The sequence below is a fragment of the Rhodopirellula halodulae genome, from assembly GCF_020966775.1.
GTDB lineage: Bacteria > Planctomycetota > Planctomycetia > Pirellulales > Pirellulaceae > Rhodopirellula > Rhodopirellula halodulae.
Genome location: NZ_JAJKFV010000029.1, coordinates 1,937,360 through 1,958,934, shown reverse-complemented (window position 1 = coordinate 1,958,934; position 21,575 = coordinate 1,937,360). Strand labels below are relative to the sequence as shown.

Sequence of the window (21,575 nt, the reverse complement as noted above, 5' to 3'; positions counted from 1 at the left end):
ATAGTCACCCTCGTTTTGATCGGAATTTGCAAATCAGTTTGCAAAGAAGTCCTTGAAAACAACCTCTTGCGTCGCCCCATTGCCCCGCAGCCGATGCAATTGAGAGAAGCGGCATGCAATCAATTCTTCATGACACACCATCAGACACATCCCCCACTGGCGGATATTACACACACCCAAAGGAATCGCTTTTGTCTAGGAAATCATAGGTAAAAAGCCTTCCACCAATATCAAAAGAACGATTTGATTCGCATCGACCTCTACTCTTGAAAGCCATCGCAGACGACAGGGCCGCCGGGATCGGCGCATAAAAAAAGCGGCAAGCTCTACACTCACCGCAGTTGAACGAGGCCCAAAAGGTCCGAATCACATGCGTTCGGCGACACCGATTCCGAGCAACGAGAGCCCTTTTCGCAATACTCGACCGGTCAAAACCACCAATGCCAAACGAGTTTGCATCACGGAGGGGTCATCGTTCCCCAGCACTCGACAACTGTCGTTGAAAGAAGAATAAGCTTTCGCGGTTTCAAACAAATAGTCGCACAATGCGTTGGGTGCGTAGTTCAATCGAACCGATTCGACCGCTTCTTCAAAACGAAGCAGCATGAGAGCCAACGCTCGTTCGTGTGCGTGCGTGAAGGTGAGAGGCTGAGTCGCGACGGCCTGCTCAACCATTTGCTCGACGGCTGCAGCATCATTGGAATCGGAAACACGCCGCAAAATGCTCTGCGTGCGAGCATAGGAATATTGGACATAAGTCGCGGTGTTTCCTTCCAACGCCACCATTTTGTCGACGTCAAATTTGTAATCGCTGGTTCGGTGGTGCGACAAATCGGCGTACTTGATGGCGCCAATTCCAACGATTTCGGCGATCTGTTGCTGCTCAGCCTCCTCCATGGGCGGATTCATCGACTGCAAACGATCTGGATTGCAAACGACCTCTTTGGCGCGGTCCACCGCGTCATTCAGCAGACTCTCAAGACCAATCAGCGAACCGCTGCGCGTCTTCATTGGACGGCCATCCGGCCCCAAAACGGTTCCAAAATTGACATGCACCAGATGCACGTTTTCCATGCCCAATGGATCGGCCATGGCAAAGAATTTCTGAAAGTGCTCACCCTGGCGCGAATCGACGACGTACAAGATCTCGTCAGGTTTAAACTCATCGCGTCGATATTGGAGGGTCGCCAAATCGGTGGTCGCGTACAAAAACGCACCGTCGCGTTTTTGAATGATCATCGGGCTCTCGAACCCTTCTAAGAAGACACAGATGGCACCATCACTCTCGGTCGTCAAACCGAGCTTTGTCAGTTGTTCGACCACCCCGGCCAATCGATCGTGATAAAAACTTTCGCCGAGCGTGTGATCGAATTCGACATTCAACCGATCATAGATTCGATTGATTTCATCTTGGCAGTGAGGCAAAAACTCCTTCCAAAGTTTTAGATTCTCTTCATCCCCCTCATGCAATTTCGCGGTTTCTCTCAAGACCGCTTGGTCCACGTCGCTGTGCTCCTGAGCCATTTTGGACAACTCAGGGTCATTGTCGACGGCATCAATCTTTTCCTGCAGCGATTTCAGCTCAGACTCGACGGTGGAGATTCGACGGCTGGCCGCATCCGCATTCTTGCGAGCCTTTTTCTTCTCTTTGGGCTTCAGACTCTCATCCGCTTCCGCTTCATCGGCTTGGCGTGCGGCAACGACGGCCTCCTCCTTTGCGGTTGCCAGCTTGTCCTGCCCAGCGACCACGGCTCGTTTGGCCTTTTGGTACTCGATCAGCTGGTTGGTCAACCGGTAGAGAGCAGAGAGTTCCGGAACCGGATTGGCCGCAACCTTGGCCGGATCACCGAAATGCCGGTACCCGTAGATGATGATGCCGAACTGAGTGCCCCAATCGCCCAAGTGATTGTCGGTAATCACTTCTTCGCCGTAGAAACGCAGCGTTCGAGCCAAACAATCCCCAATGACCGTGCTGCGAATATGCCCCACATGCATGGGCTTCGCGACGTTGGGCGACGAGAAATCAATGATCACTCGCTTAGGTTGCGAAGTCGACGCGACACCGACGCGTTCATCCAACAGCATTTGTTGCATGCTGTCGAACAAAACAGAATCCTTCAGTCGTAAATTGATAAACCCTGGTCCTGCAACCTCGGGTGTTTCGAACAGGTCATCCACCTTCAGTTTTTCGACCAACTCCGCCGCCACATCGCGCGAGGACTTGTCGACTCGTTTCGCGAGAGGCATCGCAGCGTTGGACTGATAATCGCCAAATTTCGGATCCGCGGCCGTGCGAATCATCCCCGCGTAGTCAGCCGGTGAATCCGTCAGTGACTGAAGTGCTTCTGTAAAACGAGCCTGCAGGACATTGGGTAGATGCATCGAAACGGCACACCGCGCAACGGTGCAAAATAGAGAAAGAAAGGTGAATCGAAATGAACAATGTGGCGACGTCAAAACGCCTTTTTCAGCGTTGCGTCAAACCAAGATCCGACAATGGAATGAGCTTCGCATCGGCCCACAAAGATTCCAGGTCGTAGTATTCGCGGGTTTCGTCGTCGAACAGATGAACGACCAGACTGCCATAGTCCAGAACGATCCAACTGCTTTCTTGATAACCTTCAATGCCCTGGCGACGATCGCCCATCCCTTTTTCAAGAGCATCGTCAGTCTGTTCGCTGATGGCGTGCAACTGACGGCGACTGGTTCCCGTGGCGATCACAAAGAAATCGAATTCCGCAGATTGACCGCTGACATCCATCACCATCACGTCTTGTGCGTTGTTGTCCAACGCAACTCGAGCCGCTTCGGTGGCGAGTTTGCGAGCTTCTTCCAATCCGTGAGGGCGAATCGCACGGCTTGGGTGAGCCATCGGATTGGAGGGTTGGGATTCGTCGGAGGAGGAGGTGGATTGATCGGACAAGTTCAAATGACTTTCGAACGAGAAACAAACAGACGACGGAAGACAATGACCAGTCGCATGGTTTGCGACACCCTGTCAATTGTCTTGAACTCCCACCTCGATGCTGACCAGTGACTCTGCCGAGGTGTGACACCAACCCATGTGAACGGACCATCTGGTCTCAAACCTGCGGTCGCTGCCTGAACTCTTTTCACAAAGCGAGCGAGATCGTTGACACCAAATTGCATTATGGAAGTCGCCGAGATGAATGTCGTCAGACACACGATGGGAGCTTGATTGGGAAACCGTGGTTCGCAGCCAAGCGGAGCCCCAATTCAGCCACATCGCCGTCGCTGTCAATCTTGGAGGATGGAAGTCCGCACAGTGTAACGCGAAGTGACAAATCGAGTCACCCGGCAAATCAAAGTCCAATCGCCGATTCTCCCGTGATTTACCGAACCACATGGCGTCCCGGTCCGGCCAGACAAACCGCCCCCGCTGGCGACAAATTGACCGATCGAAAACAATGCCTTCCTCCGAACGCTCTCCTCACTGAAGACGCCCCCAAATTGGGCCTCCACCATCATGGCTGATTTCATCGAACCCGGTAAAAAGGCGCCCGCCTTCACGTTGAAGGACCAAGACGGCCAGACGGTCAAACTCAAAGACCTGGCCGGGGCTCCCGTGGTGCTGTTCTTCTATCCAAAGGACAACACGCCCGGCTGCACCACCGAAGCCTGTGCCTTTCGCGACTGTTATCCGGAAATCCAATCCACGGGGGCGCAGCTTTTCGGAATCAGCCCCGATTCAGCGGAAAGTCACGTGCAGTTTCGCGAAAAGTTCGAGTTGCCTTTCCCGCTGCTGGTCGACTCAAACCATGCCATGAGCGAGAAGTACGGTGCCTATCGCGAGAAAAACATGTACGGCAAAAAATCGATGGGCATCCAACGATCGACCTATCTGATCGACGCCCAAGGCAAAGTGGTCAAAGTTTGGAAACGCGTTCGCGTCAACGGCCACGACCAACAGGTCTTGGATGCATTGACGGCACTGGCGGAATAAGACTGAACCAACATGAGTGATCATAAATATTGCATCGGAATTGACCTGGGGACGACCAACAGCGTCGTCGCCTACACCCGCCAATCCGAAGGCGAGAAACCCTCCGTCGACCAAACACCTGAAATTCAATTGCTACCGATCCCGCAGGTGGTGGCATCCGGACAGGTCGAATCCAGGACGTCGCTGCCTTCGTTTCTGTACTTGCCCCGCGACCAAGAAGTCGACTCGCTGGAGATTCATCACGAGCACGCGCGATTCCCATCGTCCACCGACGGGGTGGCTGGGGTCTACGCCAAACAACAAGCGGCGGACAATCCACAGCGGGTGATCGTCGCGGCCAAGAGTTGGTTGTGCCAACGGAAAATCGATCCCGAATCTCCCGTTTTGCCTTGGCAATCACCTGATGAAATCCCACGTGTCTCCGCCGTGGAGTGCACCGAGATTTTTCTTCGCCACCTCGTTGCGGCATGGCACGCGGAGTTCCCCGAAGCTCCCATCGGCGAGCAACAGGTGGTGCTGACCGTTCCCGCGTCGTTCGACCCGGCGGCACGTGAGCTGACGCGTCGAGCAGCCATCCGCGCCGGTTTGGACGAGAACTTCGTGTTGTTGGAAGAACCCCAGGCCGCGGTGTATCGCTATTTGGCTTCGACCGAAGGTCGCTGGCGAAAGTCGCTATCGGACGGCGATACCATGTTGGTGGTGGACGTCGGAGGCGGCACAACTGACCTGACACTGATTGGCGTGGAACAGCAAGACGGTGAATTGATGCTCCAGCGTGTCGCCGTGGGCAACCACCTGCTGGTGGGCGGCGACAACATGGATTTGGCGCTCGCCTACCAAGCCGCGGAACAATTCCGTCAATCAGGACATGACTTGGATCCTTGGCAAAGCACGTCACTCTGGCACGCTTGCCGCGAAGCTAAGGAACGCCTGCTCGCCAATGACGGCCCCGAATCGCATCCCATTTCGGTGCTTGGCCGTGGCAGCTCGCTGATCGGCGGAACCATCACCACCGAATTACAAAAGACCGCCGCCGCATCGATGCTGTTGGACGGATTCTTTCCCCAGTGTTCCGCCCAGGAACGACCTCAAGCAAACGTTGCCAGCGGCTTCCAAGACGTCGGTCTGCCCTTTGAGTCGGACCCTGCGATCACCAAACACATCGCGGCGTTCCTCACGGACCAATCCGCCATGTCGCCCCGACAGGATGGTGATGGCAATGGCCCGGTGACTCATCTGTTGCTCAACGGTGGTGTCTTCCGCAGCCCAGCGATGCAAGAAAGATTGCAGACAACGCTTTCGTCTTGGACCGACGCCGAGATCGACACACTGTCGTCGGAACAGGACCTCGACAACGCGGTCGCGATCGGAGCGGCTTACTACGGATGGACCAAGACCAGCGGCGGCATTCGCATTCGCGGTGGAACGGCAAAAGCGTTCTACATCGGAATCGAGACCGCCGGAATGGCGATTCCCGGTGCCCCGCGGCCTCTTCGTGCCGTCTGTGTCGCCGCACAGGGCATGGAAGAAGGCACGCAAGCCGAAGTCCCCGGACAAGAAGTCGGCGTCGTTGTCGGAACACCAGCCAGGTTTCGTTTCTTCTCTTCCACCACGCGTCCGCAAGACACCCCCGGTGTTCGCTTGGACCGCTGGTCACCAACAGAGCTTCAAGAAAGCGAACCGATCGAACTGACCCTCGACCAGCATCGCTCGCCCGATGAAGACGGCGGCGGTGAACCGGCTCAATCATTTGTTCCAGTGCAGTTCGAATCGCGTGTGACCGAATTGGGCATGTTCGAACTGTGGTGTCATGACAAACGAGGCGACCGTCGTTGGAAACTTGAATTCAACGCTCGCCAAGAAGACGCTTGACCCATCGTCTTCCATTCACGATTCGCGGCATACATATCCGCCGTGATCTGTGGAAGCGAAAGATCGTCTTATTGTGACCGCATCGCCGCGGATCGCGGAGTCCACCGCGTTCCCCACGCCCATTGAGACTTCATGAATTCCCGCGAGACCGACAACGACCAAAACGAATTCACCCTCGCACGTTTCTGCATCGGCATCGACCTAGGAACGACCAACTGCGTGTTGGCATATGTGGATACCGAAAGGTTGGGCACCGAAAGTGTGAACGACGGTTCCAACGGTGCCAGCGAGTTTCAGGTCGAAACATTCCTGGTACCTCAATGGGTTGATTTGGACGTCGCCGAAGCCCGCGCGACTTTGCCGTCGTTCCACTACACATTGCACTCCACCGAGAACCTGTCGCGTAGCGAGAAACATCCTTGGCTGCATAACGACAACGATGACTTGGCGACTTGCGTTGGCGAGTACGCTCGCATCGCCGGCTTGCTTCACCCGGCTCGTCAAATTGCTTCGGCAAAGAGCTGGCTGTCGCACGAAGGCGTCGATCGAACGGCCGACCTGCTTCCGTGGCATGGCGATCCCGATGTCGCTCGCCGATCTCCCGCCGACGCATCCGCATCTTATCTGCGGCATTTGGCGGAAGCCTGGGACGCCGAACATCCCGACCATCCGATGTCAGAACAAGACATCGTGATCACGCTGCCGGCTTCGTTCGATGAAGTCGCTCGCGAATTGACGGTTCGCGCGGCCAAGATGGCTGGATTGCCTCGCATTCAGTTGATTGAAGAACCCCAAGCCGCCTTTTACGCATGGCTCGATCGACATCGCGACAATTGGCGAGATCTGGTCCAGGTCGGTCAACTGATCCTGGTCTGTGACATCGGTGGCGGCACGACGGACCTGACACTCATTCGCGTGCGACCCGCGGACTCCGAACATGAAAAAGACGTCGTGCAGTTCCACCGCGTGGCGGTTGGAAAGCACTTGATTTTGGGTGGTGACAACCTTGATCTGGCGGTCGCGAAAGCGGCGGAAGCCAAGCTGAACCAGACGCTCACGCCACGCCAGTGGCAACAGCTTTTGGCCGCCTCTCGACAAACCAAAGAAACCTTCCTTTCCGATTCACGACCTGAACGCACCACCATCCACTTGCCCGGCGAAGGCTCCTCGTTGATCGGTGGTGGAATCCAAGTGGAAATGACAGCGGAGGAAGTGGATGAACTTCTACTGGAAGGGTTCTTTCCCCAGGTTGATCTGGACGCTTCAGTCACCGCGGAGCAAAGCGGCTTTCAAGAAGTCGGCTTGCCCTACGCTGCGGACCCAGCCGTCACCCGGCACTTAGCCGAATTCCTTCGCGAACACCGACGTACGGGACTCGATCAGAACCAGGAAGAAACCTCGAACCTTCAAGAAAGCGACGCCGTCAACCTTGTCCTCTTCAACGGCGGTGTCTTGACCGCGCCGGCCATTCGGCAGCGATTGGTTGGTGCATTGACTCGTTGGTTCGGCGAACCGGCGGTCTTGGACGCCAGCCGACTCGACTTGGCGGTTGCTCAGGGCGCAGCTCACTATGCGATGGTACGGCGCGGGCATGGTGTTCGCATCGCGGCCAACCTGGCTCGAGCTTACTTCATTCAAATCGAACAGAACCCACCGCGAGCCGTTTGCGTCATTCCAGCCGATGCACAACCGGGAACGTCCTATCAGATCGATCAATTGCCAATGGAACTCAGCGTTGGCGTTCCGGTCAGTTTCCCGCTGTGGGTCAGCAGCACTCGCCTAGCTGATCGCCCCGGCGACGTCGTCGACATTGATCCCAACACGATGACGCCACTGCCGCCCATCCAAACGGCACTTCGCGATCGCAAACGACGTGATCAATCGACAATGGAAATTGTCATCCAATCCGAACTGTCAGAAATTGGCACAGTCGGACTGTTCTGTGTTTCGGGGCCAAAACGCTGGCGATTGGAATTCGACATTCGCGGCACGCTGGAAACCGATCGCGAATCCCATGAGTACGAAGGTGAGTCGGCGGGCATCGTCGACGAAGAAACGTTGAATGAGTGTCGGCAATTGATCCAACGCGTGTTCGTTGAGAAATCTTTGAAGCCATCCTTGTTGGTCAAACGATTGCAGACCACCGTTGGAAGTTCACGCGATCAATGGCCGCCATCGTTCTTAAGGCAACTTTGGGAAGCTCTCATGGACGTGCAGGATCAACGCCGACAATCGCCCTCACACGAATCACGTTGGCTGAACCTGGCCGGGTTTGCTCTGCGTCCGGGTTACGGCGTGGCGGTGGACGATTGGCGAACGTCACAGACGTGGCGGATGATTCATGGAAAGATCGCTCACGCGGATCAACAAGTCCGTGCTGAATCCTATGTTCTTTGGCGTCGAATCGCGGGAGGCATGACGTCCGGGCAACAGGTACAACTGGCAACCACACTGGGTAAATGGTTGCTCGCCGGACCGTCCAACCAAGACATGGCGGAAGCCAACGAAGCTTGGCGTACGATCGGCGCCATGGAACGATTGCCCATCGATACCAAACGAGCGTTTGCGTCGGCGATCTTAGAAGCCTTGGATCGCAAAAAGATGGCACCACTGCACCCCAGCTTGCTATGGACGCTCGGACGTCTTGCGTCTCGAGTCTTGGCCTATGGCCCCATGAATCTGATTGTTCCTGCGGGCGATATCGGTCACTGGATGGCTCAGCTGACCCACTCAAAGTCCATTGAAACGCAAGACAGTGCCGTTCGGCGACTCGCGGCATTCACCATCACGCAGATGACCCGTCGATGCGACGACCGTTTTCGCGACGTCGATCAGCCCACGCGAGATCGAGCATTGACGCTACTGAAACGCCTTGATGCCCCCGATCATTGGAAAGAGCTCGTACGCAACGGCGGTAAATTGGATCACGAAGAACAACAGGCCGTGTTCGGCGACACGTTGCCACTTGGCATCTCGCTTCGCGGTTGAGCCAACTGCGTTGTGTTTGCAATGCGATCAACCGGTTCACAATTCAGCCGGGTATCGCCGATCATCCTGCGCTTCGCTTCGACACTGATTTGTTAAACTGCATCCCGCTCTGATCACGCGTCAGTTTGTTCTTCAAGGATGCATCCGGTGACTTCGACGACTCCCGCCCCCTCTTCGTCTTCCAAGACTTGGTTGTTTTTAGTTCTCGCGGTGGTCCTGATCGCAGTCGGCACATGGTGGTTCAGCCAGAATCCCATTGGGCCCGGCGGAGACGACAACGTCAAACCGCGAGATGGCGGTGCCGGAACTGAGTTGGCCACCAAGAACCTGGAACTGAATCGTGTCGCATTGGCTTCGATGGAAAACCTCGAAACCGACAAGGCAGAATCCGCATGGGCAGAGCTTGCAGAGTCTCGTCCCGATGACATTTCGATTGCTCTGAACCGGGCGCTCAACCGCGTTCTTACCATCGACGAACTGGCTTCCGTTGCCAACGATGCATCCGCCAAAGCGGAAGACAAACGAGCCGCCCGACAACGGTTGTCCGGTCTGCTTTCAGAATCTCGGCAATTGATCGAGCGTTACAGCAAACTTGGTGGCGACTCCAATGTCTCCACTTGGCTGAACGCTCGCGTTGACCTGAACGAGGCCAGCTTGCTGCCTCGTTCCGTGATGCAATCCATCCGCAAGGAAGTCTTTCAAAACCTGATCCAAGCCATTTCGGAATCGAAGTCCGAGAACTCCACCTCCGTATTGCTTGCCGGGACTTTGACCCAAGTCATCGATGTGCTGGAAGATCCCATCCGCGGTGTTCCAGAAGAACTGCTTACCCCAGCGGCAAACTCGCTGGCCCAGCTTTCCAACCAACAACCCAACAATCTTTATTTGGCTGTTCGTGCGGCTCGCTTGGGAATCGCAAGCCAATCCAAAGAAGCCGTCGATGCCATCCGGCGAACAGAAACGTTGGCCGCATCAATCGAGCCCACCTTGCGACAACAAACGGCACCCATCGGCAAGACTCCCGCGGAACTGGTCGATGGCATCGCCAACGCCGTGGAAGAAGGTCGCTTCACTGAGGCCGACAACCAAATGATGTTGTGGTTCAACCTTTTGAATTCCACCGAATTGATCAAGACCGACCGGCGTCGCGCCTCGCCTCACCCGTTGGACCTGATCCGATTCGAATCGATGCGACGTTTGTCTGCGGAAGTCTCTGAGCAATCAAAACTCGAAACGTTCAGCGAGCCCCTTCAGTTCGCGGTGAGTCGCTTGCCGGCCGCTGCGGAGGATGATTCCACCGAATGGACGAATGCATCCATGGTCGCGATCGATGCCAACCTCGATCTTCGACCTGACATCGTGGCTTTGGAGACGGCCGAGGAACGATCGCGTCTGACTCTGTGGATGCAAACCCAGGACGATTGGGCACGGTATTCGACTTTGGAGATCGACGGCCAATGGGCGAACATGACCGTGGCGGACCTGTTCATGGTTGATTCGAGTTCGCCTGGTCGTTTGCGACAAGACGGAACCTCACAAAGCCACAACACCGTGCGAAGCATTGTGCTGTCAGGTGATTCAGGCGCACGTCTGATTGTGGTGGACGGCCGGTCGTTTGGGACAGACAACGCTGACGCCTCACAGGGACTTCAATCCCAAGACAACGAAGCTCTCGACGCACTACCACCGACGTCCGTTCTGATCAGTGGCGACTTCGAAGGTGACGGGGACTTGGACTTGATGGCCGGCACCGAACGCGGTTGGGAGTTGTTGATCAACCGAGGCAACCGAACGTTCTTCCCTCTGCCGTCCAATGAAAAGCAAGCAACTTCGTGGGACTCCGACGATCCGCCATCGGCAGTCGCCATCGCGGATCTCGATCGTGATTTGGATTTAGACGTCATCACCGTTCACCCAAAATCCGGTCGAGTCGGATGGATCGAAAACTTACTGCACCTTCAGTTTCGCTTTTCTTACCGCGACGATGTTCCTGCTCTCACGGGAGCAGATTCACTAGCCATCGAAGATGTCGACGGCAATGTGTCTTGGGACCTCGTCATCGGAGGCCGTGATCAAGGGCAACTCGTTTTATCGCACACAGGCGACATCGGGATTTGGAATGTCGACGAAACACAAACATTTCGCTGGCCTGATTCCGCATCGGACGAACCGGGTTCAATCATCGTTGCGGATTTGGACAACGACAGTTTTTACGAATGCCTTCGATCGGGTGCTCCCTCCTCCGCAATTGAATTCAGCCCACAATCGGCTGACGATTCGACATCGAGTCTTGGTGCACAACAAGACTTGTCATGGACGGGTGAAATGGATGGTCAAACATCAACGGTTAAATTAGCCATTGATTTCGATGGAGACTTGCAAGTTGACCTCGCAGGATGGAGCGACGCCAAATCGCCCAAGCAATCACCTGCCTGGGTTGGCAATAACCAAACGAAGGTTCCCGGCAAAGCCGTCGCGGTTCGCTTCAAAGGAATCGACGACAACAATGCCAACAGCGGCCGAGTCAATCACTATGCGATCGGCTCCGTTTTGGAACTGCGATTTGGCCCGCACTACCGTTCCAGAATCGTCACGGAACCTTCCACTCACTTCGGATTGGACGGACTGGCCGACAAAGGCAATCTTCGAGTGATCTTTCCGAACGGTTTGACTCAATCGGTGCCAACCATCGAACCAGGGGTGATGATCGAAGAGGAACAAACGCTCAAAGGTTCCTGCCCCTACCTGTACGCTTTCAACGGTGAGTCGTTTGAATTTGTGACGGATTGCTTGTGGGCTGCACCGCTTGGCTTGCAGACGTCGCCGGGCCAAGTGGTTCCCGATCGACCTTGGGAACATCTGTTGGTCGAAGGTCGCTTCTTACAACCTCGCAACGGAAGCTACGAACTGCGGGTCACAGAAGAACTCTGGGAGATTGCCTATTTCGATCATTTGCACCTGACCGCGATCGACCACCCGTCTGAACTGGTCGTGTACACGAACGAAAAAGTGGGTCCGCCTTCGGTCGCGGAACCTCATGTGCATGTGTTTGATCGATCGGAACTGACCCCGGTCTCAATAGCAACGGACACGACGGGCAACGACGTGGCATCGGAGCTTCATGCCAACGATGGTGACCACGTCCAAGGATTTGAACATCGCTACCGACAAGGCCTCTGTCCGCCACACTGGATCGATTTGGACTTGAGTGACCGAGTCACAAACGAGCTTGATGCCAATGCGAACATTCACCTGGTCTTGAATGGCTGGATTTTGCCGACCGACACGTCGCTGAATATCCAGATTGACCAAAACCCGAAACTCAAGGCTCCCGAACCGCCTTCGCTTTGGATCCCCGGCCCTGAATCCGTAGACGGATGGAAGTTGGCTTCACCTTACATTGGTTTTCCGGGCGGCAAAAACAAGACGATCGTGGTCGACATCACGCCATGGGTGAACAAGCAAGATCCTCGGGTTCGAATTCGCACAACCAATCAAATCTACTGGGATTCCGCGATGGTTTCCGTTCGCACCGACCAGGATATCGCCAAACTGGAATCTCAAGTCCGATCCATTCCGTTGGAGCTGCAGTCGGCCGAAGTTGCATGGCACGGATTTTCAAAGCGAACCAAGCCGGGCCCCCGTCGCGCAGAAACCTACGACTATCAAAACAGCACCGACACGCCTCGCTGGCCACCACTGCGAGGTGGCCTGACGCGGTACGGCGATGCCAAGCAACTGCTCACGCAGTGGGATGATTCCATGGTCGTCATCGCCGGTGGCGACGAGATCCGATTGCGATTCGCGGAACCAAAGACGGGCATCGCCGCCGGACAGCAACGTGACTTCGTCCTTCACGGTGTCGGATGGGACAAGGACGCCGACCTGAACACACTTGCCGGTCAGTCCACGCTTCCACTGCCGTTCCAATCGATGGGCAAGTACCCGCCAACGTTGTCGGACGAATCCGGCTCCGAGCAGGCAATGCAAAAGAACCAATCCCATCTTTCGCGAAAACAGTCGTTCCGCGAATTTTGGAACCGTGGGCAGTGAGCCTCGTCGATTGCAACCCGGATCAAGCGTGCTGGAGTTTGGCTTTCTTGGCCATGCGAAGGTTGAGAAATTCGACCATCAATGAAAACGCCATGGCGAAGTACACGTAACCTTTGTTGATCGGCGTCCCCACCGCTTCGCTGAGCAAAACCACCGAAATCAGAATCAGGAATGACAACGCCAGCATTTTGACGGTGGGGTGTTCCTGCACAAAGTCACTGATCTGATTCGCGAAAGTGATCATCACTCCCACGCTGATGACCACCGCACCGATCATGATTGGAAGGTGGGACGCCATGCCGACCGCGGTGATGACGCTATCGAGTGAAAAGATCACGTCCATCACAGCGATTTGAAACAAAACGGATCCAACGGTCACCGGTTTTCGCGACTTGATCGCTGCATCCGCCTCGGGCAAATCCATGTCCATCGTGGAATCATCATCGCGTTCACCTTCGATCTTATGGTGAATTTCGCGAACCGCCGTGAACATCAAAAACAGACCACCCAACAGCAAAATCAAATCGCGGCCGCTGATCTCATTCACCTCCCCGTCGGAAGTCAGATATTCCTTGAGTGACTCGATCGGCATCAGGGACGACAGCTCGAAGAGCGGCGATTGAAGACTCATCAACCAACCGACCATCATCAACAACAGGATCCGCATTCCCATCGCGAGGAACAAGCCGAAACGGCGAGCGAATGAACGTCGTTCCGCCGGCAGTTTGCCGGTCAAGATTGCAATGAAAACGATGTTGTCGATTCCCAACACAATTTCCATCAACGTCAACGCAAACAACGCGATCAGTGAAGGCATGGACCACAAAGGTGCGTCCGAAGCCATTTGGACGGAAGAAGCCAACAAGTTCATTTCGTTTTCTCGTTAAGTCGGCGGAGTCAGCCACGGAGCTGCCAGCCCAGCCAATCCCATCAGCAATAACAATGCCATTGTCACGCGTCGCAGCCGCTCGGTTCCAAGTGCGGTTCCCACGCGCAACCCCGCCCAGGTGACGACCAGCAAAATAGGAATCGCCGCTCCGGCAATCAATGCCGGTGGAATCACTCGAGCACCGAAGAACCAAACCAAGACCGCAATCCCGGGTGCCAAACTGATCAGATACATCGAGAACAAAAACCCGCGAGAACGACGTGTGTCCCAATCGTGAGCCTGCACCCACAAAACCATTGGCGGCCCACCCATCCCGACCAAACCTTGCATGAACCCCGACAACGGGAACGCCAAAAATCCCCAAAATGCCGCCACCGATTTTCGCGGTGTGGGACGAAAGAAAAGATTCGCGATCGTTGCGAGCAAGACAGCCGCTCCGACGACCTGTCTCAACGTCATCACTGAAAACGATTCCATCCACTGCAGCGTCAAAACGCCCACTGGCAAGAACAACAACCGAGCCGCACCGGGCGCAATCAACCGTTTGCCTTCCAGCGAATCTCGGAACGAGATCACTCCCCAGATGTTTTGAGGCACTGTTGCAACCAACAGTGAAGTCTGGGCTTCCGGAATGGTGTAGCCGGCCCAAAGCAACAAGGGGACGATCAACAAACCAGCCGCGAATCCAGCGGCAGCCTGGACAAAGATCCCCAATGACAAGACCGCGACCAATTTCCAAGTGTCCGGATCCGAAACGACCTCCGCAAAGTCCATCGTGGCCACCTCTACTCGGCGGGAGATGAATCGGAACCGCCGGTCAATTTGGAATTGGATCGATGGCGAGTCAGATCGCGTCGCGTCTTCTTCTCCAGATTGCGACGAAGGGCATCCGTCAAATCGATTCCTGATTGGTTGGCCAAACAAATCACGACGAACAGGACATCAGCCAACTCGTCAGACAATTCACCCAATTGCGATCCTGGCTTCAGCGATTGTTCGCCTTTGGTTCGCGAAAGAACCCTTGCGACCTCGCCCACCTCTTCCATCAATTGGGCCAGGTTCGTCATTTCATCGAAGTAGCGAACTCCGATGGTTTGGATCCACTGATCTACAATTGTTTGAGCTTCTTGGATGGTGATCGACGCATCATCCAACGAAGAATCGGAAACTGTCTGCACGGTGGGCTTTCGAAGAGGCGTCACGAGGTCTTGGCGGAGCCTTCACCGATTAGCAACCCACCGGAACGCGATGAAGTCAATCACGTTCCGAGCATTGGAGCTTTCTCAGGGCTTTGCCAACAACAAATACGTGCCGCTCTTTCCGGCAACCGCAATGTCCTTGTGCCCGTCGTCGTTGAGGTCTTCCACCACAATTTGCAAACCGGTCCCCACACGACCTTCATCAATCGTGTGCCGGTCAAACGATTTTGACGCAGGATCGAACGAGTACCAGTACAGGCACGGCACCTCTTTGCCCCCCGGGTCATTTCCGTTGTGAGCGAAGTAACGTTTTCCGGTCACAAGATCCTTATTGCCATCCCCATCCAAGTCCGTCCACACCATGCTGTGAGGCTGGCTGAATCGCTTATCAATTTCATGAGCTTCCCACTCGAGATTGCCCTCTGAATCGACGCCTGTGTTTTCCCACCATTCCAACCCATAGTTGTGGCCGTGACCAAAGATCACATCCGCGTCTCCGTCCCCGTCAATGTCCTCAATGATGACCGGCAGACTGGCATGTAATTTCCAATCCTGATGTGCGATCCACGGTTGACTCCACGGATCTTCGGCAGGCTGCTCGTACCATCCCCACCCCACCAAGATGTCTTTTTTTCCGTCGCCATTCAGGTCTCCCACACCGATGCCGTGTCCATTGAATTGATCGCCCAATTCATGTCGGACCAACGCGTAGGCGGGGGCCCCTTCTTTCTCGGCTTTCTTTGGTTCCAATCGCCAGATCACCGTGGGAACCTCGTTCTTCCAACTGTTCACGATCCATTCAGGTCGACCATCTCCATCGATGTCCTCGAACAATTGGCCTTCGTTGGCTGACGCACCGGTGTCAACCAAGGTCGATTCGGGCCACATCTTGCCTAGCCGCAACGCTTCATCGCCCGGGTTTCGATACCAATTCACCTCCGTGGGAAGGAACGATCCCGCGATCACGTCCAGCCGCCCATCCGCATCGACGTCCCACAGATAGTCGCCGTTGCTTTGGACATACCCGTTCCAATCGTCGACGGCTCGCAACGGACGAGGAGCCCAATCGCCGTTGCGAAACCAATTGCGACCGGCGACGAGGTCCTTTTTACCATCGCCATCCACGTCCCCCGCCGCGATGCCTTCGTTTGCATCCAACGTCAGCAAGCGGACGTCAAACGACAATTCATCCTCCGCCGACGCACCCGCGACGATAGCGGACAGACACAACACACAAACCCAACGAGAAATGACCAAACGCGACCGCATGGAAGCCTCACAAAGACAATGAATCACTGACGGCGGTCATTGTAGTTGAAAGCCTCTCACCCCTGTCGCGTTGATCAAACGTTCAAGTCGGAATCGGAAGCCACCGGAGTTCTCGCTGCACCATTGCGATTGGTCGGCATCGCCGGATCCTCGTTCCAACCCGTTGCCTGCTCCATCGTTGAGATCTCGACATTCGCACCATCGGTGATCAAACGCGCGGACCGGTCGTGCGTGAAGAACGTCCATCCCCATTGCATCAGCACCAACAGCCGGTTGCGAAACATGGTGATGTACATCAGGTGAATGAAAAGCCAAATGAACCAAGCGACAAAGCCTTTGGCCTTGTAGCGGCCGATCTGACCAACGGCACTAAAACGGCCGATCACTGCGAGGCTTCCTTTGTCGCGATATCGAAATGGCCGGCGTTCTTTCGATCGCAAATCTGCGTGGATGCATGCTGCGGCATGGGCTCCCATTTGCATTGCCGCGGGTGCAAGTCCGGGAACCTCTTTGCCATCTTTCATTTCCACCTTCGCCAGATCACCGCAAACAAACACATTCGCGTGTTGCGGTAATGACAAATCCTCCTTGACCGGCACGCGTCCACCGCGATCAGGCTCCACCTTTGCCGCTTCGCAAAGGATGCCACCGAGCGGGCTAGCCTTCACACCAGCGGCCCACAACACCGTCCGAGTATTCAATCGCGTCACCTCTTCCGTGACCTTGTTTCGAACCATCACGTGTGTTGGCTCGATTTCAACGACTCGGCACTGCGACCGAACCTCCACGCCCAATCGCCGCAGATCATCAGCGGCTCGACTGGGTAGCGGCTCGGGATAAACGTCCAGCGGAGCATCCCCCGATTCGACCAGAACGATTTTGGCGTCGGCTGGTTGAATCGATCGAAAATCGTTCTGCAACGTGTGACGCGAAATTTCAGCCAAAGCTCCCGCCAACTCGCATCCTGTGGGTCCTCCGCCGACAATCACGAACGTCAGCATCTCATGAACTTCGTCGGGGTCGTTGCATCGTTCGGCCGCCTCAAATGCCGCCAGGATTTGACGACGAATTTCGGTTGCGTTCTCGATCGTTTTCAGTCCGGGTGCCAACGAACGCCACTCTTCCCGACCGAAGTAGTGATGAATCGCACCCGTTGCCACCACCAAGTAATCAAAACGGATGGACGAATCCGTCGTTCTGACCAATTGATCCGCCAACGAAATCGACGTCACCTCTTCCAGCAACACTCGGGCGTTGGCTTGCTTGCGAAGAATGCCTCGAAGTGGCGTCGCAATGTTCGCCGGCGAAAGCTCCCCCGTCGCGACCTGATAGAGGAGCGGCTGAAACAAATGAAAATTCCGTCGATCTAGCAAGGTCACGGAAACGTCCGCCTTCCTCAAATCGCGAACGGCTTGCAGCCCCGCGAAACCGCCACCGATCACGACGACATGAGGACGCTGTTTCGAATCAATGGTCATGCGAAGTCTCTGTCCTCAGGTCCAAGCGACTGACTGCAACGAACACCGCCGACACAGCGTGGAGTGACGGGCGGCTCGCGTTCAGTTGACACGCGATGGGACTGGAAAACAACTCGCCGATCGCTGCCTTGAAAACACCTTCACGCTGTCGGCGGTTTGCCTTCCCTACGCCTTGCTTCCTCCCGCCATTCGCTCCATCAATTCCGGCGGCAAAGAACGCAAATGAAGATCGCGTTGTGGAAAAGCGATTTCCAAACCGGCAGCGTTGAATCGTTTGTTGATCTCCGTGTGCAACTGATGAATCGTTTTCAGTCGCTCATCCAAAGTCGACAGGTAACACCTCAATACCAGGTTCAATGTCGAATCACCAAACCCTTCAAATGTCACCACCGGCTCGGGATCCTTCGAGATTCCCGGGTGCTCATCACAGATTGTCCTGAGCAAGTTACAGGCCGCGTCGGTGTCGCTGCCATAGGCAACCCCCACGTTGATAACGATTCGGTTAGTACTGTCCGTCAAAGTCCAGTTCACCAATCGCCCCGTGATCAGATCTTTGTTGGGGATGATCAATTCCTGACGGTCCCAATTCGTCACCGTGGTCGCTCGAATTCGAATCCGTGCCACAACACCCGTCGTGTCACCCAACGTGACAACGTCACCGACTCGAATCGGTTGTTCAAACAGCAAAATCAAACCGCTAATGAAGTTGGCAAAGATTTCCTGCAATCCGAAACCCAATCCCACACCCAACGCCGCTACTAACCACTGAATGTTTTGCCAATGAAGTCCCAATGCTTTCGCGGTCAACAAAATCCCGATCGTGATCAGCGCGTAAGTGCCAAGGGTTGTGATTGCGTAACGCGCAGGTTTGTCCAATGGCAAACGTTCCAACAACACGCCTTCCAACAAACCGGGCAAGTTCCGTACGGAAGCCCATGTCAAAACAATGATTGGAATGGCGAATACCAAATTCCTCAGCGTGACTGGCTGAATTTTTCCATCCGCGTCCTCAGTATTCCACAACTCCACGGTTCTTAAATAATCGACCGCGGGCAGAACCGGTGACCAGATCAACGCGATGCTGACCAACGCCCCAATGAACAAGATGGTTTGAAGCAGACGAGTTGTTTGGGCATTGATCTCGGAAGCTTCCATTGTCGTGGACGGTTCGATCTCCACACCGCCCGCTCCCAATCGCTCCGACTCTTCCAATCGTTCGCGGTAAACAGCCATCGATAGTCGACGTCGATTGGTCAACAACCAACGATTGACGAACCCACTGATGTAGTAGGTCAACAAGCACAACCAAAGCGTCCAATAAAGCTGTTCTGCCAGTACGCGAGCACCACTGCCAAAACCGACCAAAGCGACCACCGCGATTCCCATTGGCACCAAGACGATGAAGCCGAGCCAAAGGAACCTCAAACGAGAAAGCCAACCACTGGGGTTCAGCGAAATGTGTTTGGAAAAAACACCATGCCGGGGCGAGAACGAACGCCAAAGCATGACGCTGATCAAAACCATGCTGAGAACAAGCATCACACGACTGAAAGCCGCTGCGGCTTGCCATCGACCGAGATTCTCTGCGATCCCGTAAAACAGCAAAAACGGCACACCAATATCGATCAGCAAACGCAGCCATTTTCTCAGCGGTGCGATCGAACCCTCATCCGCGTTGAAGTGTGCGATGGCCAATCCCTCGCGACGCAAGCATTGTCGCAGCAGTTCCACAGGCGTAACCGCGATTGCGGCCAGTTTGAACGCTTTCGCGGTGGCATGCACGATGGCCTCCGTCGCACCAGATGCCACCAAGGCGTCGCCAATGATCCAAAGCAATCCGACCAACGGCAACACCAATGCCCACGACAACAACGTCGCGGCCAAGGTCGGTTTCAGCGACACACTTTGTCGGCTGCGTGCTTTCTCGCCGTGCTTGGCGATCCGCCGCCTCAAACGGGCACCGCCGTAGAGAATGGTAAAAAATGCAATCGCCGTGATAGCAATGAGCTCAGGTCGCTTGAGCAATCCTTTCAGCACGCTTCTGCCCAACAGAATCAGATTGTCTGGGTGCACGATCGCCCGAAACACTTGCCACGAAACGATTAAGTCATGCGGCTGAAAAGCGGGCTGGCTTTTGATCCAAACGATGTTGGTCTCGATCTTGGACGAGAGCCTTTCCACCAAACTCACTTTCGACTGCAGCGCACTCTGCAGGTTCACCATCTGAAGAATGTACTCATTCAAATCGGTCAGAAATTTGTTCAACAGCTGAACCTCGCTGTCTGACAGTTTCTCCTGCGGGATCGAGATGCCTTCGATCGTTTCCAGCGAGAGCCCGATCGAGGAATTATCCAGAATGCCTTCGAGTGTTAGCTCAAGCTGAGTGTGCAAGGCGCGATTTTTTTCGACGCGTTGTCGTAGCTCGTCCACTCGAGCTCGGATGGGACCGAGCGGGGGAAGCTTGTTCTTGAGCAGCAGCAATTCCACGCCCAAGGTGCTGGATTGTCCGTTTTTGCCCGCGGCGTTCTCTTCAATCTTTTTGGTGACTTCGGCATCCCGAGTCATCAAGCTATCGAGCTCAGCTTTCTCGTCATCGAACATCCGATTGATGCGGTCTTTCTCTCCCGCAATTTTCAACCAGCTATTCTCGAGTGAAAGGATCAATGAGTTGTCAGGACTCTTCCCTTCTTTCGAAAGCTCTTGTTTGTAGCGGTCAAGGTCTTTGGAGATCTCACTTTGACGCTTGTCAGCCAGGATTGCCGACCACGCGCGAGCCTTCGCCTCCGCCTCGGCGACCTCTTTCTCCGCAGCTGTCTTCATCAACGGCATCAAATCCGATTGCGATTCATAGAGCGTCTGTTCCTGTTGGAACATCGCCAATCGCTGACGCGCTTCTTCCAACCGCTCCTTCAATTCGACTTCACGAATCGCACGCAATTGCCCATCGGGGTCACCACTGAGTTCCCCGACGGTTTGTGTGGACAACTCTTCGATCTTCTTGCGTTGTTCAACAATCAGCTCAGGCAGTTTTTCCAGCCGGTCCTTCCGAGCTAAAATGTCCGCTTCTACCTTCTGCAATTTGCTGCGGGCCGCTCCCAACGCCAAATTTGCTTCTGCCTGTTTTTGTTGAATCTGCTCCAATTCCATGTAGCGATCCACCACGGGCGTTTGCGCAGACGTCTCTTGGCTCGCCAACGACTTGTAGCGTTTCTTTTCGTCAGCCAGTGACAGCAACGATTTCTCACCAGCCGCGATGCTGTTGATGGCTTCTTGTTTTGATTTCAAAACCTGCTGCAAACTGTTCAACGTTTCCAGCAATTTGGTTTTGAATTCGGCATCCATCCCCGCATCGTTGTTGACCTTTTCGATTTCCGCCGCGACCGCATCGACCGTGCTCAGGTCGTCACGATGTTTCGGTTTGATGATTGCCGTATCGCCGCCGGTCTCCGCAGTACCGGTGCCGCCATCCTCGGCCTGAAAGGGCGTGTAAGCGGCCACCTGCATGATGGGGCTGGCCGCATTGTTTTGCGGCGCATTCCTTTGCGTCACCGCGGGATTGGAATAGGCGTCTTGGGCAACGACCTGGGTGCTGGCAGTCGCCATCCAGAAGATGCAGACCAAGCAGCAAGCAATCATCGCCAATGGCAGGAAAGCTGATTGGAACGCGAGGGCACAACGCGGGCGACCAATGCGGCAGAAAGATCCGTCAGAACGCATGGGAGATCGTCGTTTCAAAGTGTTGGTAGTCAAAGAAGCGTGGGCAGAATGACAGGAACGATGGCAGTGTCTCGCAAAATCAAACTCGACCGATAGCCCAAACCCGCGTCGGAATTCCCGTAAAAGCCGCTTGCAAACTGCGTTCC

The 21,575-nt window shown here is 55.0% G+C and carries 12 protein-coding genes; 4 read left to right on the top strand and 8 right to left on the bottom strand.

The window, feature by feature from the left end:
- Positions 1-366: 366 nt before the first annotated feature.
- Positions 367-2,382 carry an arginine--tRNA ligase gene (argS, locus tag LOC70_RS20050; protein WP_230255751.1) on the bottom strand — a complete coding sequence of 672 codons (2,016 nt, stop codon included), beginning with the start codon at positions 2,380-2,382 and terminating at the stop codon, positions 367-369.
- Between the two features lie 85 nt (positions 2,383-2,467).
- Positions 2,468-2,923 (bottom strand): ribosome silencing factor, encoded by a 456-nt coding sequence (rsfS, locus tag LOC70_RS20045; protein ID WP_230255750.1) that lies wholly within the window; start codon positions 2,921-2,923, stop codon positions 2,468-2,470.
- Positions 2,924-3,487: 564 nt separating this feature from the next.
- On the opposite strand from rsfS, the gene bcp reads away from it, so the two are divergent.
- The 4 genes from bcp (at position 3,488) to LOC70_RS20025 (ending at position 12,877) form a co-directional block, all read left to right on the top strand.
- Positions 3,488-3,964: a thioredoxin-dependent thiol peroxidase gene (gene bcp, locus LOC70_RS20040; RefSeq protein ID WP_230255749.1), complete on the top strand. Its 477-nt coding sequence runs from the start codon at positions 3,488-3,490 to the stop codon at positions 3,962-3,964.
- Between the two features lie 12 nt (positions 3,965-3,976).
- Positions 3,977-5,836 carry an Hsp70 family protein gene (locus LOC70_RS20035; RefSeq protein WP_230255748.1) on the top strand — a complete coding sequence of 620 codons (1,860 nt, stop codon included), beginning with the start codon at positions 3,977-3,979 and terminating at the stop codon, positions 5,834-5,836.
- 132 nt (positions 5,837-5,968) lie between these two features.
- On the top strand, positions 5,969-8,824 hold the full coding sequence (locus tag LOC70_RS20030) for a hsp70 family protein (RefSeq protein ID WP_230255747.1): 2,856 nt from the start codon (positions 5,969-5,971) through the stop codon (positions 8,822-8,824).
- 138 nt (positions 8,825-8,962) lie between these two features.
- Positions 8,963-12,877, top strand: coding sequence for an FG-GAP-like repeat-containing protein (locus tag LOC70_RS20025; protein ID WP_390889060.1), 3,915 nt, complete (start codon positions 8,963-8,965; stop codon positions 12,875-12,877).
- Positions 12,878-12,899: 22 nt separating this feature from the next.
- Here LOC70_RS20025 and LOC70_RS20020 read toward each other — a convergent pair whose 3' ends face one another.
- From LOC70_RS20020 to LOC70_RS19995, 6 genes are all read right to left on the bottom strand, one after another.
- Positions 12,900-13,748: a TerC family protein gene (locus LOC70_RS20020; protein WP_230255745.1), complete on the bottom strand. Its 849-nt coding sequence runs from the start codon at positions 13,746-13,748 to the stop codon at positions 12,900-12,902.
- 12 nt (positions 13,749-13,760) lie between these two features.
- Positions 13,761-14,540: a TSUP family transporter gene (locus tag LOC70_RS20015; protein ID WP_230255744.1), complete on the bottom strand. Its 780-nt coding sequence runs from the start codon at positions 14,538-14,540 to the stop codon at positions 13,761-13,763.
- 11 nt (positions 14,541-14,551) lie between these two features.
- Positions 14,552-14,944, bottom strand: a complete 393-nt coding sequence (locus tag LOC70_RS20010) for a nucleotide pyrophosphohydrolase (RefSeq protein WP_230255743.1) — start codon at positions 14,942-14,944, stop codon at positions 14,552-14,554.
- 105 nt (positions 14,945-15,049) lie between these two features.
- Positions 15,050-16,234: an FG-GAP repeat domain-containing protein gene (locus LOC70_RS20005; RefSeq protein ID WP_230255742.1), complete on the bottom strand. Its 1,185-nt coding sequence runs from the start codon at positions 16,232-16,234 to the stop codon at positions 15,050-15,052.
- Between the two features lie 74 nt (positions 16,235-16,308).
- Positions 16,309-17,712, bottom strand: a complete 1,404-nt coding sequence (locus LOC70_RS20000; RefSeq protein WP_230255741.1) for an NAD(P)/FAD-dependent oxidoreductase — start codon at positions 17,710-17,712, stop codon at positions 16,309-16,311.
- 165 nt (positions 17,713-17,877) lie between these two features.
- Positions 17,878-21,315 (bottom strand): mechanosensitive ion channel domain-containing protein, encoded by a 3,438-nt coding sequence (locus LOC70_RS19995; protein WP_390889094.1) that lies wholly within the window; start codon positions 21,313-21,315, stop codon positions 17,878-17,880.
- Positions 21,316-21,575: the final 260 nt, after the last annotated feature.

Bases quoted from the DNA above. Each gene is read 5' to 3' on its own strand.
- argS (WP_230255751.1), bottom strand. From the start codon at position 2,382: ATGCATCTACCCAATGTCCTGCAGGCTCGTTTTACAGAAGCACTTCAG.
- bcp (WP_230255749.1), top strand. From the start codon at position 3,488: ATGGCTGATTTCATCGAACCCGGTAAAAAGGCGCCCGCCTTCACGTTG.
- LOC70_RS20035 (WP_230255748.1), top strand. From the start codon at position 3,977: ATGAGTGATCATAAATATTGCATCGGAATTGACCTGGGGACGACCAAC.
- LOC70_RS20030 (WP_230255747.1), top strand. From the start codon at position 5,969: ATGAATTCCCGCGAGACCGACAACGACCAAAACGAATTCACCCTCGCA.
- LOC70_RS20025 (WP_390889060.1), top strand. From the start codon at position 8,963: ATGCATCCGGTGACTTCGACGACTCCCGCCCCCTCTTCGTCTTCCAAG.
- LOC70_RS20020 (WP_230255745.1), bottom strand. From the start codon at position 13,748: ATGAACTTGTTGGCTTCTTCCGTCCAAATGGCTTCGGACGCACCTTTG.
- LOC70_RS20015 (WP_230255744.1), bottom strand. From the start codon at position 14,540: ATGGACTTTGCGGAGGTCGTTTCGGATCCGGACACTTGGAAATTGGTC.
- LOC70_RS20005 (WP_230255742.1), bottom strand. From the start codon at position 16,234: ATGCGGTCGCGTTTGGTCATTTCTCGTTGGGTTTGTGTGTTGTGTCTG.
- LOC70_RS20000 (WP_230255741.1), bottom strand. From the start codon at position 17,712: ATGACCATTGATTCGAAACAGCGTCCTCATGTCGTCGTGATCGGTGGC.
- LOC70_RS19995 (WP_390889094.1), bottom strand. From the start codon at position 21,315: ATGGCGACTGCCAGCACCCAGGTCGTTGCCCAAGACGCCTATTCCAAT.